19 protein-coding genes are annotated in these 13,823 nt (G+C 41.2%); 10 read left to right on the forward strand and 9 right to left on the reverse strand.

Features of this window, described 5'->3' with window-relative positions:
• The first annotated feature begins 4 nt into the window (after positions 1–4).
• From cbiD to IC007_RS07365, 9 genes are all read left to right on the forward strand, one after another.
• Positions 5–1,054 carry a cobalt-precorrin-5B (C(1))-methyltransferase CbiD gene (cbiD, locus tag IC007_RS07325; RefSeq protein ID WP_149528924.1) on the forward strand — a complete coding sequence of 350 codons (1,050 nt, stop codon included), beginning with the start codon at positions 5–7 and terminating at the stop codon, positions 1,052–1,054.
• Positions 1,020–1,619: a precorrin-6Y C5,15-methyltransferase (decarboxylating) subunit CbiT gene (gene cbiT, locus IC007_RS07330; protein ID WP_054845030.1), complete on the forward strand. Its 600-nt coding sequence runs from the start codon at positions 1,020–1,022 to the stop codon at positions 1,617–1,619. Before cbiD ends, cbiT begins: the two co-directional genes overlap by 35 nt.
• Positions 1,609–2,253: a cobalt-factor II C(20)-methyltransferase gene (locus tag IC007_RS07335; RefSeq protein ID WP_054845029.1), complete on the forward strand. Its 645-nt coding sequence runs from the start codon at positions 1,609–1,611 to the stop codon at positions 2,251–2,253. The genes cbiT and IC007_RS07335 overlap by 11 nt, the downstream gene beginning before the upstream one ends.
• A 5-nt stretch (positions 2,254–2,258) precedes the next feature.
• Positions 2,259–3,059 (forward strand): precorrin-4 C(11)-methyltransferase, encoded by an 801-nt coding sequence (gene cobM / locus IC007_RS07340; protein ID WP_054845028.1) that lies wholly within the window; start codon positions 2,259–2,261, stop codon positions 3,057–3,059.
• On the forward strand, positions 3,060–4,028 hold the full coding sequence (gene cbiG, locus IC007_RS07345) for a cobalt-precorrin 5A hydrolase (protein ID WP_054845027.1): 969 nt from the start codon (positions 3,060–3,062) through the stop codon (positions 4,026–4,028).
• Positions 4,025–4,672: a cobalt-precorrin-7 (C(5))-methyltransferase gene (locus tag IC007_RS07350; RefSeq protein WP_054845026.1), complete on the forward strand. Its 648-nt coding sequence runs from the start codon at positions 4,025–4,027 to the stop codon at positions 4,670–4,672. Before cbiG ends, IC007_RS07350 begins: the two co-directional genes overlap by 4 nt.
• The gene (locus IC007_RS07355) at positions 4,669–5,367 is read left to right on the forward strand and encodes a transglutaminase-like domain-containing protein (RefSeq protein ID WP_054845025.1); all 699 of its coding nucleotides are present in this window, start codon (positions 4,669–4,671) and stop codon (positions 5,365–5,367) included. The genes IC007_RS07350 and IC007_RS07355 overlap by 4 nt, the downstream gene beginning before the upstream one ends.
• Positions 5,368–5,507: 140 nt before the next feature.
• A complete protein-coding gene (locus IC007_RS07360; protein WP_054845024.1) occupies positions 5,508–6,908 on the forward strand; it encodes an MFS transporter in 1,401 nt (466 codons plus the stop codon).
• A gap of 516 nt (positions 6,909–7,424) precedes the next feature.
• Complete coding sequence (locus IC007_RS07365) at positions 7,425–8,264, forward strand: undecaprenyl-diphosphate phosphatase (RefSeq protein WP_149528566.1); 840 nt, start codon at positions 7,425–7,427, stop codon at positions 8,262–8,264.
• Between the two features lie 15 nt (positions 8,265–8,279).
• On the opposite strand, the gene IC007_RS07370 is transcribed toward IC007_RS07365, so the two are convergent.
• Together IC007_RS07370 and IC007_RS07375 are read right to left on the reverse strand one after the other, a co-directional pair.
• Positions 8,280–8,834 (reverse strand): hypothetical protein, encoded by a 555-nt coding sequence (locus IC007_RS07370; RefSeq protein WP_054845023.1) that lies wholly within the window; start codon positions 8,832–8,834, stop codon positions 8,280–8,282.
• Between the two features lie 56 nt (positions 8,835–8,890).
• The gene (locus IC007_RS07375) at positions 8,891–9,238 is read right to left on the reverse strand and encodes a helix-turn-helix domain-containing protein (protein WP_054845022.1); all 348 of its coding nucleotides are present in this window, start codon (positions 9,236–9,238) and stop codon (positions 8,891–8,893) included.
• 96 nt (positions 9,239–9,334) lie between these two features.
• Between IC007_RS07375 and IC007_RS07380 the strand changes: the two genes are divergently transcribed.
• Positions 9,335–9,547 (forward strand): hypothetical protein, encoded by a 213-nt coding sequence (locus tag IC007_RS07380; protein ID WP_054845021.1) that lies wholly within the window; start codon positions 9,335–9,337, stop codon positions 9,545–9,547.
• On the opposite strand, the gene IC007_RS07385 is transcribed toward IC007_RS07380, so the two are convergent.
• The 7 genes from IC007_RS07385 to IC007_RS07410 all read right to left on the reverse strand — a co-directional run bounded on the left by IC007_RS07385 (position 9,522) and on the right by IC007_RS07410 (position 13,698).
• On the reverse strand, positions 9,522–10,412 hold the full coding sequence (locus IC007_RS07385) for an Mrp/NBP35 family ATP-binding protein (protein ID WP_054845020.1): 891 nt from the start codon (positions 10,410–10,412) through the stop codon (positions 9,522–9,524). The genes IC007_RS07380 and IC007_RS07385 overlap by 26 nt on opposite strands.
• Positions 10,413–10,417: 5 nt before the next feature.
• Positions 10,418–10,972, reverse strand: a complete 555-nt coding sequence (locus IC007_RS07390) for an adenylate kinase family protein (RefSeq protein WP_054845019.1) — start codon at positions 10,970–10,972, stop codon at positions 10,418–10,420.
• Between the two features lie 52 nt (positions 10,973–11,024).
• A complete protein-coding gene (locus IC007_RS13470) occupies positions 11,025–11,186 on the reverse strand; it encodes a hypothetical protein (RefSeq protein ID WP_167747985.1) in 162 nt (53 codons plus the stop codon).
• A 4-nt stretch (positions 11,187–11,190) separates the two neighbouring features.
• Positions 11,191–11,739: a rhomboid family intramembrane serine protease gene (locus IC007_RS07395; protein ID WP_054845018.1), complete on the reverse strand. Its 549-nt coding sequence runs from the start codon at positions 11,737–11,739 to the stop codon at positions 11,191–11,193.
• A 1-nt stretch (position 11,740) separates the two neighbouring features.
• Complete coding sequence (locus IC007_RS07400) at positions 11,741–12,424, reverse strand: zinc metalloprotease (protein WP_054845017.1); 684 nt, start codon at positions 12,422–12,424, stop codon at positions 11,741–11,743.
• A 17-nt stretch (positions 12,425–12,441) separates the two neighbouring features.
• Positions 12,442–13,071, reverse strand: a complete 630-nt coding sequence (locus IC007_RS07405; protein ID WP_054845016.1) for a hypothetical protein — start codon at positions 13,069–13,071, stop codon at positions 12,442–12,444.
• Positions 13,072–13,134: 63 nt separating this feature from the next.
• Positions 13,135–13,698, reverse strand: a complete 564-nt coding sequence (locus IC007_RS07410; protein ID WP_054845015.1) for a LysE family transporter — start codon at positions 13,696–13,698, stop codon at positions 13,135–13,137.
• Between the last annotated feature and the right edge of the window lie 125 nt (positions 13,699–13,823).

Here is a 13,823-nt window from a genome sequence, read left to right on the forward strand (position 1 = left end):
GATGATCCTGATTGATACCTTGAAGAGGTTCGGAATTACAACAGGAGGCGCAGCTTCAGCCGCGTCTAAAGCTGCAGTACTCTTCTCGAAGGGAATAGAAGTGGATAGGGTTGTCATACCAACTCCCATAGGGCTTAGGATAGAAATCCCTATTGCACGCCTAGAGAGAAGAGGAGAAGAGTTCTGTGCTTCAGTTCAGAAATTTTCAGGGGACAACCCTGATATATTAAATGGAATTGAAATAATATCCTGCGTATCATCTTCTGATTCTTTTTCAGTCGAGGGCGGAGACGGAATAGGTATAGTTACGAAGCCAGGACTTCGGGTCAACGTGGGAGAAAGGGCTATAAACCCTATGTCAAGAAGTATGATAGAACAAGCCATAAAGGAAGTAGAGCCTGACATGAAGGTTAAGGTTCGAGTGATAGTTCCTAGGGGAGAGGAACTCGCAGAAGAAACTATGAACCGAGTGGTAGGAATAAAAGGAGGGATCTCCATCCTTGGAACTACCGGAATAGAATACCCGGTTAGCGATGAGGATTACATAGAACATATAAAATGTGAGTTAGGAGCTGTGAAGATATCTCATGAATCTGTATCGCTGGCGCTGGGAAATACAGCAGTCAGCTTCGCCAAAAAGAGCGGTGACCCAGTAGTCAAAATAGGAGATAGAGTTGGAGACTCCGTAGAGCTTGCAGCGGAAATGGGTTTCCGTTTGATATCTCTGTACGGGATGCCGGCCAAGCTGATGAAAGTGGCCTCCGGGATCATGAACACTCATAATAAATTTGGAGACGCGAGAGTTGAGACCATGGTATTTCTCTCAGTCTTAGCTGGTATTGACGGGGAGATTCTCAGGAAGATAACTCTCTCTACTTCGGTAGAAGAGGGGTTTCATTACATGGGCGAGTTGAAATATAAGGTGTCCGAGTTGTTAGCAAATAGAGTAATTTTAAGAATTAAATCTTTAAAAAAGGTAAAAATTAATAAACCCAACCTCAAGGTAGTGGTGGTAGGTTATGAAGGAGAGAAGCTCGCAGAAGTGGGAATTTAGAACGCCGGGAATTCCCGATTCTCTATTTTTGAGAGATGAGGAGATCCCTATGACAAAGGAGGAAATAAGGTCTCTCGTGATGTCCAAGCTTAGGCTAAGGGAAGACCATGAAGCTCTCGACATAGGCTGCGGTACTGGAAGCGTAACTGTTGAAATGGCATTGATAGCTAAGAGAGTAGTAGGAATAGACAACAACCCTAAAGCGGTTGAGCTCACCAAGGCAAACGTAAGTAAGTTCGGGGTCAACGTAGACGTGATACAAGGGCATGCGCCTGAAGCACTTAAGGACTTAGGTAAATTTGACAGAATCTTCATAGGAGGAGGTTCTGATATCTTGGAGGAGATAGTCATGGAAGCATTGAACCACCTAAAGAGCGGTGGGAGAATAGTGATAGACGCCATCCTGCTCGAGACTGCCACTAGGGCTGTCTCATTGTTATCCGAAAGGGCTGAGGTTGAGGTTACACAGGTGACTATAAGCAAAGGAATGAAAACTAAGAACGGCACTGCAATGATAGCGAGAAACCCTGTCTTCATTATTTCAGGTGAGGTAAATGAGGCTTAGTGTAGTAGGACTGGGACCAGGAGACCCGGAACTTCTCACATTGAAAGCGATAAAGAGAATGGATGAATCTAAGGTTATCTTCGTCCCTTACTCTAGCGGAACCGGCAGAAGTCTGGCTATGGAGGTGATAAAAGACCACGCCAAGGGGAGGATAGTCCAGCTCGGTTTCCCTATGGGAGATCACGTCGATGACGAGGACTTGAAGAGAATAGGCGAAAAGATGTGTCTGGAAGCAGAGGACCCATCATCTTTCGTGACTCTGGGTGACCCCGTACTTTACAGCACATATTTCAGGGTCAAGGATTTCCTACCTTGTTTCGATCAAATAGAACTCATACCTGGCGTCTCGTCAGTCACTGCGTGTGCGTGTAAGGCTTTCCTCAATTTGGGAAGTGAAAAAGAAGCGATCGCAATAATCCCGTCACTGAGGAGAGATCTTCTTGAGTTAGCTAAGGGGAAGTTTGAAACGATCATAGTTTTGAAGGGAAGTAAAGGGCTTGAGGAAGCTTCTGAAATATTAAACGGGTATCAACTCATATATGCTAGAAGATGCTTTATGGATGGAGAACTGATTTCTAAATGGAGCGGAAAAAGCGACCACGATTATTTCTCTATGTTAATAGCCAGGAGGTGAGCTAGGTGGACGGGAAAGAGAAAGGAAAAGTTTACTTCATAGGCTCAGGCCCAGGAGATCCTGACTTAATAACAGTGAAAGCGATGAAAGTAATACAGAGAGCTGACGTTATACTCTATGCAGGGTCTTTAGTTAACCCCCTCATTCTTGAGAGATACGCCAGAAAAGACGCCGAAGTCCACGACACTTCTCCAATGACACTCTCACAGATAGTCGAAACTATGGTTAAGTCTGCAGAGGAAGGAAAGACTGTAGCTAGAATGAAAAGCGGGGATTCAGGCATTTACGGGGCTCTCATGGAGGAGATGTGGGGTCTGGAAGTAGCAGGGATTCCTTTTGAGGTGATCCCAGGGATAACTGCTGCAATAGCTGCTGCCTCGGTAATACCAATTGAGTTAACCGTCCCGAAACTGGGTCAGACCGTGATAATCTCTCGTGCGTCACTGAGGGTTCCCATGAAGGGGTCGCTGAAAAACCTAGCACGTCATGTAACCGACGGCGCAACCTTAGTCATATACACAGGAATTCACGTAATAGAGAGAGTAGTACAAGACCTAAAGGAAGGTGGAGTCCCAGACGACATGCCCGTCATCGTTGTACATAGAGCGACATGGCCTAATCAAAAGGTGATAAAAGGAACTTTGAGAGACATCGCGTCTAAAGTACACGAAGCTAAAATTTACAGGGACTCGGTCATAATAGTTGGTCCTGCAGCTAAAGAGGAAGAGGTCAGGCAATACGTGAGGTCAAGTGTTTACGACCCGTCTTTCAACCATTCCTACAGACCTTGGAAAGTTGAGGAGTAAATGATAGAGAACCTCTGGCGTGGCGTTGCAATAGTTTACACCTCAACAGGTGAAGGAACAGCGAAGAAAATAGGGGAATGGATCAGAAGAGAGAAGGAAATACCCGCAGTAGAAATGCCTTACTCTCAGTCCCACCTTTCCTCGATCTGGAACTGCTACGACTCCATTCTCTTCGTTATGGCATTGGAGGGAGTAGTCAGAACGTCATGCAAGCTAGCTAAGTCCAAGGACACTGACCCGCCGGTTGTTGCTGTCGACGATCTGGGGAGGTACGTGATCCCAGTTTTAGGAGGACATTGGGGCGCAAACGAGATAACTCAAGAGATCTCTTCGTTCCTAAACGCTATCCCCGTCATAACCACCGCATCAGAACTCTTTAACAAGATAAGTGTCGAAACGATAGCTAGAAAGTTGATTGCGAAGGTCGAGAACCCTGAAGCTATAGTCAAAATAAATTCCGCTATCCTTAAGGGACAGGAAGTCTGTGTTGACGGATTTAAATTCGATGGATTAAATGAAGGGGACAGTTGCCATTTCATAATTACTACTACAGAAAAAGACTACCCCGGAAAAGTAGTAGTTAGACTGTCACCTTCACCCCTTCACATAGGTATCGGATCAAAGAAGGAAGTTGACGTGGACTTGATAGAAAGGGGCGTAAGGGAAGTCTTATCGAAGCTTAGCATACCCCTAGACAGGGTATCGAGTATCTCGTCAATCAGAGAAGAAGTGAGCGAGGTAGCAAGAAGGCTTAACAAGCGATTCATGTTGTACAGCAAAGATGAAGTGAACTCGTTCTCTAACCCTTGTCTGACACCTCAAAGCGAAAAGTTAAAGGAAGTAGGAATAAAAGGCGTAGCGGAAATATGTGCACTCATGTCAGCTAGGGAAAACCCACGTTTAGTTCTAAGAAAATTAAAGATCGGAAACTCGGCTACTTTAGCTATTGCTACAGGTGGCAATACATGAAGCTCGTAGGGGTTGGCCCAGGAGACCCAGAACTGATCACCGTAAAAGGAAGAATGGCAATAGAGGAATGTCAGGTAATTGTGGGATGGGGTTCAGTAGTAGAGAGGTTCTCAGCTTTAACGCAGGGAAAAGAGATTATCGTCTTGACATATAAGAAAGAACATGAAGGGCTATCATTGGCTTCTAAGAGGGAAGATGAAGGAAAGAGTGTATGCCTACTTGATCACGGAGACCCGGGAGTGTCTGACTGGCAATTCGTAGAGAAAGCGAAGTCTTTCTTTAAGAATGTAGAAGTTGTGCCAGGGGTTTCAGTTGTTAACGCTGCTCTAGACCGAATTGGTGAAGACCTTGGGAAGAACTGCTTCGTAACCCTCCACGTTAGAGGAGACATTACACCTTTCATGAATGACATACTAACTTGCCTGAAGATGGGGAGAGGCGTCCTTGTCAACCCAGAGCCTTACGACGACGGTCCTCAGAGAGTTGCCAGATTCTTGATGGAGAAAGGTATAGAGGGCAAAATTGTAGTTATGGAGAAGCTTACCTATCCAGACTCATCGGTTCATGAGTTTAACGTTGATGAACTATCCGCATCACATAGAAAATTTAGTGACTTGACCATAATTCACATAAGGTCAACATGAAAATTGAGGTTAACTCTACTTTTTACCTAAGTGGAGTTGAAAGAGGGAAGTTACTTGCTCTTCCACACTCCTCGCAGTCTACGGAAGAGTTGAACATTGAACATCCAAGGTTTATTTCCTCTTCGAAAAGGGCTGACAGAATGGGGAACACCTTTCTAGACTTCTCGATCAAGGACAGAAGAGAGGCATGCATCTCAGTCTCTTACATTACTGAAAGATCTTCTGTTCCAGATGTCAGGGGACTTTCGTTCTTACAGGAGTCTAAGTACGTTAAGTTCAAAAACATGCCTGCTCTAGAGGGAGAAGATAAGCTCAGAGAAGCTCTAGTTTTAGTTAAAACCAGGATGAGGTATGACGCTAACCAGTCAGTTAAGAGCGCATCAGCTTCAATTGAGAAAGGTTACGGAGTCTGTGTCAACTTCGCTCACGTGTTCATAGGAGTCATGAGAAGGAACGGTATTCCAGCCAGAGTCGCTGTCGGTGTTCCATACGGTAACCATGAGGCAGCACATGCATGGTGTCAGATCAAATACGAGGGAAAATGGATAGAGGTTGATCCTACTGCAGGGATTTTCGGGGACATTCTACCTTACGCTCTATGGGGCATAGGAGAAGATGAATCTGACGTAAGGTCTAAAGTGATAGGAATCAACCCGAAAATTAAGGAAATTCACCATGTCAGGCTGCTAAAGTAGACCCTTCCCTCAACTATAGTTAAGTATATACTGCTATATTTTTATCTATACAACTATTTTAGATATATATTATACTATAAAATATATTACATAAATAGAGAAAATTTTTATAACAATGGATGATTGTACATTGAGAAAAGATGAATCTAAAAGACATTTTCAAGCCATTAGATGATTCAAATTTCAATGCGTATCACGCTAGAAGCCTTTTGATAACTACGCTTGGAATGTTCACTATAAGTTATAACACGACTTTCGTATCGGTAGCCTTGCCCGAACTCAAGAAAGCTTTTGGGCTAGTAGCAGGGTCTCCCCTTTATGTCCTGCTGGGGATATCTTCCTTTATTACAGCAATAATAGGCGCTCTCCTCTTCGGTTTTGTGTCTAACTTCAAGGGGAGGAAAGCAGTATACGGTTATGAAGCCCTATTGTTATCTATTGGCTCTCTGCTTGGGGCTTTCACACAGAATGCCTACGAATTAATAGCTACTCAGATGATTTTCGGAATAGGAATAGGTGGAGACTTCGTCATGTCTCCAATTGTCCTAGGAGAGTTTGCTAATAAAAAAGACAGGGGTAAGTTGTTAGCGTTTGCTGTAGGAGTTACTGGACCTCTGGGGAGCATCACCAGCGCGACCACCTTGTTGATACTCCCCATGATAGGGGTCCATGGAGATTTAGTTTGGAGACTGGTCTTAGCTCTAGGTGCGATAATCCCCGGATCCATAGTCTACTTGAGGAGAAAGGTGCCAGAGTCACCTAGGTACTTGGTGAGGATTAAGGGTGACATTAAACAGTTCGAACAAGAGGTCAAAGAGGTAGCCAAACAGACGTCACAACAAGCTCCAGCCGACGTTAAGACTGTAGACAAGGTACCAGTATTATTTTACATGAGGAAATACGCCAAGTTCATTGCTATAGCGGGTGTATTGTGGTTTCTAGATCACATGGTAAACCCAGGTGGCGTTTTCGAACCTGCGTTGGTGGGGAAATCAATAGGAGTATCTAACACTGCAATATTCAGCCTAGTCCTGACTCTTGCAGCTTCAATACCTGGTGGGGCTTTGTCCTTACTACTGATCGATAGATGGGGTAGGAAACCTCTTGAGGCTATGGGATTCACTGGGATGGCGATCTCCCTAGTCCTCTTTGCGGTATTCAAACCTTCCCTTGCGCTCTCCAATCCTCTTACTCCTATCCTTGGAATGCTCTTTCTTGGAGGGTACCACTTCTGGCATAACGTAGGCCCAGCTAACGTTAGTGCAGCTGGGATCTTCAACGTTGAACTCACTCCAACCAAGATAAGAGGAATAGCGTCAGGAATAGTTGTTACAATAGATAGAATAGGGGCGTTAGCTAACTCTGCGATCTTTCCTTTTCTTTTCTTTAACTTCGGACTTCCGGTAGCAGTGGGAGTGGGAGGGGCTCTAGGTATAATAGCTGCGATAGTAACGCTGATCATACTGCCGGAAACCAAGATGAAGAGCCTCGAGGAGAGTTCTAACGAGGATATATGGTTCAATGTCGAGAACCCTCAATGATGTCACATGAAAAGTTTTACTCTGACAATTTATTATAATGATGCCTAAACTTTCATTCTATTAGCAATTTACGAGGATTACTACTGTCTAAATGTTTTCATCAATTAGAGCCATTAAATAAATTTTATCTATTTTAGGTGAGGATCTTCGAACCTATAGCTAATTATTTAATCTCTATCCTTTCGTTATTAGATTATTTTTAAGTTCACGTAACTCTACATGGGTTTTCCGATAAGAGCTATAAGATATATATGGGTAATTCACGCCTCCCTTGCTAATTCAGTTTATTTATCTATATTAAATAAATTTAATTAAACGTTCTCATATGAACTATATAAGGGTTCACGCTAAACATTTTCCTTTATTCAATCTATTTTTACCATAATTACAATTTGCAATGATGATCTGGATCGCTCTATATAGATACAATAATAATATATAGGTAACCATACTATTATATTATTTATATAGACTTTATTTGAAAAATTTTAAAAATTAGACTGACGTAGAGACCGTATGAACTTCATTGTTCTTGGGATAGTTCTGGGACTGGTTCAAGGGATAAGTGAATGGATACCAATCAGCAGTAAGACACAGATACTTCTGGTCTCTTCATTTCTTTTAGGTCTAGGTTTTTCGTCTGGATACGCTTTCGGGCTCTTCATGGAAATAGGAACAATCATAGCGGCTATAATCTACTTCAGAAAAGAGTTTATGGAAGTTATTCTAGCTATACTCGGAAAGGGTACTAAAAATGACATTATAATGCTGAAATATCTTCTGACAGCAACTGTAGTTACAGGATTGATGGGCGTTCCCATTTACTTGTTTGTAGTGAGCTTGGTCAAGGGACCAGTTATAGGAGTTCCTATGATGATCTTAGGTACGGTGTTGATAATAGACGGGATAACTATTTTCTTTACCAGGAGGAGTTACGTTCCTAAGAAAGGTATTTCCGAGCTGACCTGGAAAGACTTCGTGATAGTTGGATTCGCTCAAGGACTAGCCGCTCTACCTGGCGTGAGCAGGTCTGGAATGACTACTTCAGCTCTCATACTGTTAGGGGTGAAGCCTGAAGAGGCATTCAGACTATCGTTCATAGCACTGATACCTGCATCACTAGGAGCGATAGGAGTTACGGTTCTCTTTTCAAGACATATCATAGCCAATACTTTAGGGCTCATAAGTTATGACGCCTTGGGAATAGCAATACTAGTTGCAACTGTCATCAGCCTGATATTGATAAACGCGTTGCTAAGGTTTGCGAGAAGTAATAAAATCTTGTTGTTAGTCTTTTCACTGGGAGCTTTAGCGTTAGCAAGCGGAATCCTCAGCTCCTTGACTGGCTTCGGTTGAAAAATATTATTAACCTCACCAATAATACGAAATTCTACTACTTTTTTGCCCTTCTTTAAACGCAACGTAGGATATGACGAAACCTATACCCAAAGCAGCTGCTATGATCACTATTACATCGAGAATGGAGAAATCGCTTGAGTCTATAGCTCTCCTAATGTCCTTCCAGGACGACATGAAGTCCGATATGTAAGTCCAGGCGTCGAATATCGTAGCGAAAGCGTCGTACCCTGCAAAGATCCCCGCAAGCCAACTATGCGAACCTCGAAACGCCATAATTGAGGTAATTGTAGCGATTACGCCCCATATAATGAACGATAGACCGAAAAACAGGAAATCAAATGAATAAAGGAATACGAAGGTTGAGAGGGATATGTAACCTAGATATCCAAGCACAAAGGACACAATTACAGACACTACATACCCCATTGGAAGGAACCCTCCGAAAAAGTAAAGAAGAGCCCCTAGAGACCTTCTAGCTGGAAATATCTGCCCTGCGTTGTAACTGTTCCACATAGAAAATACAAAGTCAAGCGCTATAAAGATAAAGAAAATAATCTCTCCTAACATAAGAGGGATTGAGTTTTAAAGAGTAAAAAAATCATCTAACCTTTCTCGTTTAACAACTATATAGAGGACACTATCCCCTGTAAGTCCTGACAAACCTCTAGAGCTTTTCTCGATAACTTAGACCTGAGTTCCTGCTTATTGACAGAATACATGAACTTAGGTCTGCCTCCCTTATTTACTGGGCTTTTCTGTTTTTCAATGAGCCCAGCGTCAGACAACTTCTTCAGTATCAGGCTTGCCCTGCTCTTACTTATACCTAAATCGCTAGATATCGAATCTACGTCCTTACCCTCAGCACTGTTAACTATCCTCAGGAAGGCATCAACGTCTGCCTCTGACAAGGCGTAAGCTACTATCAAGAATCTCTTCAATAAAAAACTTTTTTCGTTAATTTCATAATTCACTAAACTTTCACCTATGTTAATTAAGTTTTTTTTAAGTTTTTAAATTTTCCGCTAAAAACTCCTTAAACTTATAAACTGTACTATGGATTTTAAAATATGACAAGGGAAGATCTGGAACAGAGGATTCATGACATGGTGAACAAAAAAGGGATGACGTCTGATGAGATAATAAGGGAATTACTGGTAGAGGAAGGAACCAACGCTGAGGAAATAAGACAAGCCATAGCAGATATGGTTAGAAAAGGAGAGATCATTAAGAAACCAGATTATGATAAGAAGAAATTCATTTTTTATCTGAAAGAGACTTGACAACCGAATCAGCTATCTTCAGGAACTCCTTTGAGGCTTGACTATCGGGATGTGAAAGGAAGAAAGGTTCTCCAGCATCGTTTGCCTGAGCGATTGCGGGCTCAAGTGGGACTTGGCCCAGAAGAGGAACTCCCATTTCATCAGCCATTTTCTTTCCTTTACCTTCTCCAAATATGTAGTAAGGCTTGCCGTCAGAGGGACATAGAAAGTAGCTCATGTTTTCAACTACACCTAGTATTCTGGTCTTGACAGCCTTGGTAAAATTTATAGACTTCTTAACAGCAAGAGTAGAGACCTCTGAAGGAATTGTGACTATGACGAAACCGTCTAGGGTAGGCAAGAGTTGGGAAATCGAAAGAGCTTCGTCCCCTGTACCTGGAGGCATATCTATAAGGAGAAAGTCTAAATCTCCCCATATCACGTCTCCAAGAAATTGCTTTATCGCAGTATGTTTTATTGCACCTCTCCAAACGACTGGAGTATCATCACGAGGCAGAAGGAAATCTATTGAAACTACCTTTATGCCGAAAGGACCAATGACGGGATTTATTCCGTTATCGTCTGCAGTAAGGAATTGCCCCCTCACACCTAACATTTTAGGAACCGAAGGACCGTGGAAATCTATGTCCACTATACCTACCTTGTTGCCTGATGCCGCTATCGCCATAGCTAAGTTAGACGATACAAAGGACTTACCAACTCCACCTTTACCGCTCAATATGGCTATCTTATGCTTTATTTGTTTCATCCTTGACTCTATTTTAGGATCCGATTGTTCCACTCCAGGCGGGGATTTCCTCAAATCTCTTGGTTGCCTAGCTGGCTTCGGAGAAGTTAACCTAAAAGGATTGTTTCCTTCACTCATAACAATTAATGTTCGACGTTTCTGGTAATAACATTATCTAAAAAAGTTAGAAACTCCTCAATACCCTTTTCTGTGAGCCAATCTACTTTCCGACTCTCTTCGCAGTTCATGGAAATTCTCTTTGTCTCCTCGACGGATCTATTGGTAACGTCTATTTCACAAACGTTTTTGAAAGTTTCCCATGCTTCAGAAGCTACGTAACCTATAGCCTCAGCCATAGCGTTCTCAGCGGACTTAAGCTCACTCCACCCTCTTTTCATCAATTCTTGATAAAGAACTCTAGGGTCCTTTCTCAACAGTATTACTTTATCAGGGTTTTCTACAACTGAAGGGTAAATTGTCTCAACCACAGCTCCGTCCCTCACCTCTTCTTTCAATACCTTAACTAGTCTCTCTTCATCCATGACATAACTTTTCCTCAACTGATCATAGTCAAAATATAATTTTCTTTCTATTACTAAACTGGAAACAGAGACTAGCTTAAGCGACAATTCCTTGCTTATCTCCATAGCCAAAGTTGACTTTCCCGTACCGGGAGTTCCAGTTACGAGTATAATCACGTGAAAAGAAATGAGTTCAAGTTCAAAAAAGTGTTCCTTCTTCAGTATTATCTCATCTCATACTCAATAAAGCCTCTATCACGAAGAGGGTTGCAGAGGTAGATATGATGCCAACCTTCATCTTAGTAGATCCCTCCCCTTTCATAATTTCATAAATACCATAGGGAAACATCAATATACCTATCACCAGAAGGATTTCCTCTAACGTGAACATGTAATTATACTTTTCCTGAATCTTTTTTAAGCGAAACAGCACCGCCTAAGGTAATTCCGCTTACTATCCCGCCTATATGTGCTATCATATCTACATTAGGAAAAACGAAGTCGCTTATCATGAATATTACAAAGAGATAAAAAAGCCCGTATATTCCCATTTCTTTTTCTTTGAGGAAGTCGTGAAAAATGTAATAAGATAGCACTGCAAATATTCCTCCCGAGGCTCCTGCAGACAATGTGAGTGGAGGATAATAGAACAAGGAAAATACATTCCCCACGATTCCACCAACTAGAAAAACCACTATTTCCAGCCATCCCGCTCTAGACCTGAAGAGTAGATAAATGACATACATCGAAACCACATTAAACGCAGCGTCAAAGAAACTATTAGTCACAAATATTGAAGTTAGAATCTCATAGTAGTAACCATGAGTAACTAAATAGTTGAATTGCTCAGAGTAAAGTAGCAAAAACGGATTTAATAATTCTTCTACTTCACCAATTATAAACCCGAAAATTATTAAAAATATTATTAAAAAGGATATCTTCATGCTAATACCCAAAAGGAGCTACGAAAGTCAATATCAAGGAAGGTATTAGAAGAGCTATCCAGACCTTTATGTCCCACCTTATTATCTTTAAACCGTCTAAGACCCAAAACGGAATGAGATTAAAGAAAGCAACATATGCATTAAAGTTAGAGAGTTCCAAGAAGAATTGCTCTACGAAGAAGAAACCAATATTAGTACGTATTAAATTATGAGGCTCTATGAATATAAGCAGATAGAATATGACAATTGAAACTACAGAAATCGCGATATTAGTAGCAGGACCTGCTGCTGCAGTCTTCCCCTGTATCTTGGTATCGAAGTTTCCTCCGAAGTAGCAGTTAATTCCAGTGTAACCAGAAAAGAACACCAAAAAACCTGTAATGAAATGAAATAGATTTATGAGTAAAGTGATTAAGAACCCTCTAAAGCTAAGAATAAAACGCGAACCGCATCCGAAACGTCTGGCCATCTGTCTATGGGCTAGCTCATGAGGGACTATGGTTAATACTCCTACTACTATAGGAATTAGGATAAGAATGATAGAATATAATGGATTTTTCACTACAGAGAACACAGAAGGTGCCTCTACTATGTATGCAACAGCTAACGAAAGGGATGCCAAGAGAAAAGCTAACGCTTCGTTTATATTAGCGTAATGATACTCTAATTCCTTTAACTTTATCATTAACTCGTCGAAAAAGCTCAATAGTAGTCGCCTTTTATCAGACTTCTCATTTTCTCAGGTATTAATTCGTTACTTATATAGTCCACCTTCGTGGTGTCTACTTTCCATATCAAGGATCTCATCTCAGTCTTAGAGAACATGTAACTTGAGCCTTCCATATTCACTATACCTTCTACTACATTGCTGTATACCTTTTTGAATGCATTGAAGGTATCGAATATAACAAACATATATGGAAAATTCATTACTATCTTGTTACACTCATATTTCATGTTGTTAGACAAAATGGACTTCGCAAGTTCTGCAAAGAACTGAGGGTATACAAACCTAACTTCCCCGGAGTCCCCGTTAATAGAGAGAGTCATAATCACATGGGTTGACGTTAATGCATTAGTCATCCATAAATCTATCACATTGGTAATTATACACGATGACGTATTCCCCTTTAATGGAACAACGTAGCTCGAAGAGATCTTTGACTTACTCTGAAAGAAATCGACTATTATTTCACTGAGCATGGTAGGAGATAGACCGCTTTTTTGACATTCCTTCTCAAGTTCACTAGATAGCGTCACTAAATGTCCTTCGTTCGTAATGAAACGCCTCCCAAATGGCTGTATGACGTCTAAGGAGGCTTCAAACCTCATAAATTAAAGATCATGAATTAACTATTTAAAAACTTTTTGTAAAATCTTCAATCTACAGATGTTTCATACAATCATAACTAGCCCTTCATAAAGGATGAAAAGTCCAAACAAAACTATTACAACGAAAGACGATATTTTTATATATTTAGAATATTTATATCCTAGATAATTAATTAATCTAGGAAATGTAATTATCCAGATCAGTATACCCAAGAAGAAACCTGGTGCTATGAAAAGCGAAAACTGAGTCAACATGAAAATCCCTACTGTAAGCCACCACAATATCTGATAAGGGTTAGTTAACCCTAAACTTAAGCCTACAAGATAGTTCCCCTTCCTAGAAGTCGGTATAAATTTAGAACTCATAACGCTGAACGCTATGAATAACATGTAAATACCTCCTATAAGGTAAAGAATTTCTAAAACAAACTTAGGTATAACGTTCTTTATCAAGAAGGTTATTACAAAAAATATGAGGTCGGCAGACATAGCTCCTGCACCAACGCTCGTACCATGAATTGGAGACTTGAGAGAGGAATTTGCGATCAATGCGTTCATAGGACCAGGAGGTGCAGCAATGGATAGCCCTAGAGCAATCCCTATAGGAAGGTAAACTATGTCATTCATGTTTAGAGAAATCACTTGTCTCTTCCTTATTTTCTTTACTTCTCGTCATTTAACACCGTTAAGTTTACTTGAGAAAGTCTTCGGAAATAAGCTAATATGATACTAGGTGTTAAAAAGATTTGGGA

Origin of the sequence: Sulfuracidifex tepidarius, assembly GCF_008326425.1 — an archaeon.
Taxonomy (GTDB): domain Archaea; phylum Thermoproteota; class Thermoprotei_A; order Sulfolobales; family Sulfolobaceae; genus Sulfuracidifex; species Sulfuracidifex tepidarius.

What these genes read in the sequence shown, in the direction of transcription:
- cbiT (WP_054845030.1), top strand. Translation starts at nt 1,020, where the DNA reads ATGAAGGAGAGAAGCTCGCAGAAGTGGGAATTTAGAACGCCGGGAATT.
- IC007_RS07335 (WP_054845029.1), top strand. Translation starts at nt 1,609, where the DNA reads ATGAGGCTTAGTGTAGTAGGACTGGGACCAGGAGACCCGGAACTTCTC.
- cbiG (WP_054845027.1), top strand. Translation starts at nt 3,060, where the DNA reads ATGATAGAGAACCTCTGGCGTGGCGTTGCAATAGTTTACACCTCAACA.
- IC007_RS07350 (WP_054845026.1), top strand. Translation starts at nt 4,025, where the DNA reads ATGAAGCTCGTAGGGGTTGGCCCAGGAGACCCAGAACTGATCACCGTA.
- IC007_RS07355 (WP_054845025.1), top strand. Translation starts at nt 4,669, where the DNA reads ATGAAAATTGAGGTTAACTCTACTTTTTACCTAAGTGGAGTTGAAAGA.
- IC007_RS07360 (WP_054845024.1), top strand. Translation starts at nt 5,508, where the DNA reads ATGAATCTAAAAGACATTTTCAAGCCATTAGATGATTCAAATTTCAAT.
- IC007_RS07365 (WP_149528566.1), top strand. Translation starts at nt 7,425, where the DNA reads ATGAACTTCATTGTTCTTGGGATAGTTCTGGGACTGGTTCAAGGGATA.
- IC007_RS07370 (WP_054845023.1), bottom strand. Translation starts at nt 8,834, where the DNA reads ATGTTAGGAGAGATTATTTTCTTTATCTTTATAGCGCTTGACTTTGTA.
- IC007_RS07380 (WP_054845021.1), top strand. Translation starts at nt 9,335, where the DNA reads ATGACAAGGGAAGATCTGGAACAGAGGATTCATGACATGGTGAACAAA.
- IC007_RS07385 (WP_054845020.1), bottom strand. Translation starts at nt 10,412, where the DNA reads ATGAGTGAAGGAAACAATCCTTTTAGGTTAACTTCTCCGAAGCCAGCT.
- IC007_RS13470 (WP_167747985.1), bottom strand. Translation starts at nt 11,186, where the DNA reads ATGTTCACGTTAGAGGAAATCCTTCTGGTGATAGGTATATTGATGTTT.
- IC007_RS07395 (WP_054845018.1), bottom strand. Translation starts at nt 11,739, where the DNA reads ATGAAGATATCCTTTTTAATAATATTTTTAATAATTTTCGGGTTTATA.
- IC007_RS07400 (WP_054845017.1), bottom strand. Translation starts at nt 12,424, where the DNA reads ATGATAAAGTTAAAGGAATTAGAGTATCATTACGCTAATATAAACGAA.
- IC007_RS07405 (WP_054845016.1), bottom strand. Translation starts at nt 13,071, where the DNA reads ATGAGGTTTGAAGCCTCCTTAGACGTCATACAGCCATTTGGGAGGCGT.
- IC007_RS07410 (WP_054845015.1), bottom strand. Translation starts at nt 13,698, where the DNA reads ATGAATGACATAGTTTACCTTCCTATAGGGATTGCTCTAGGGCTATCC.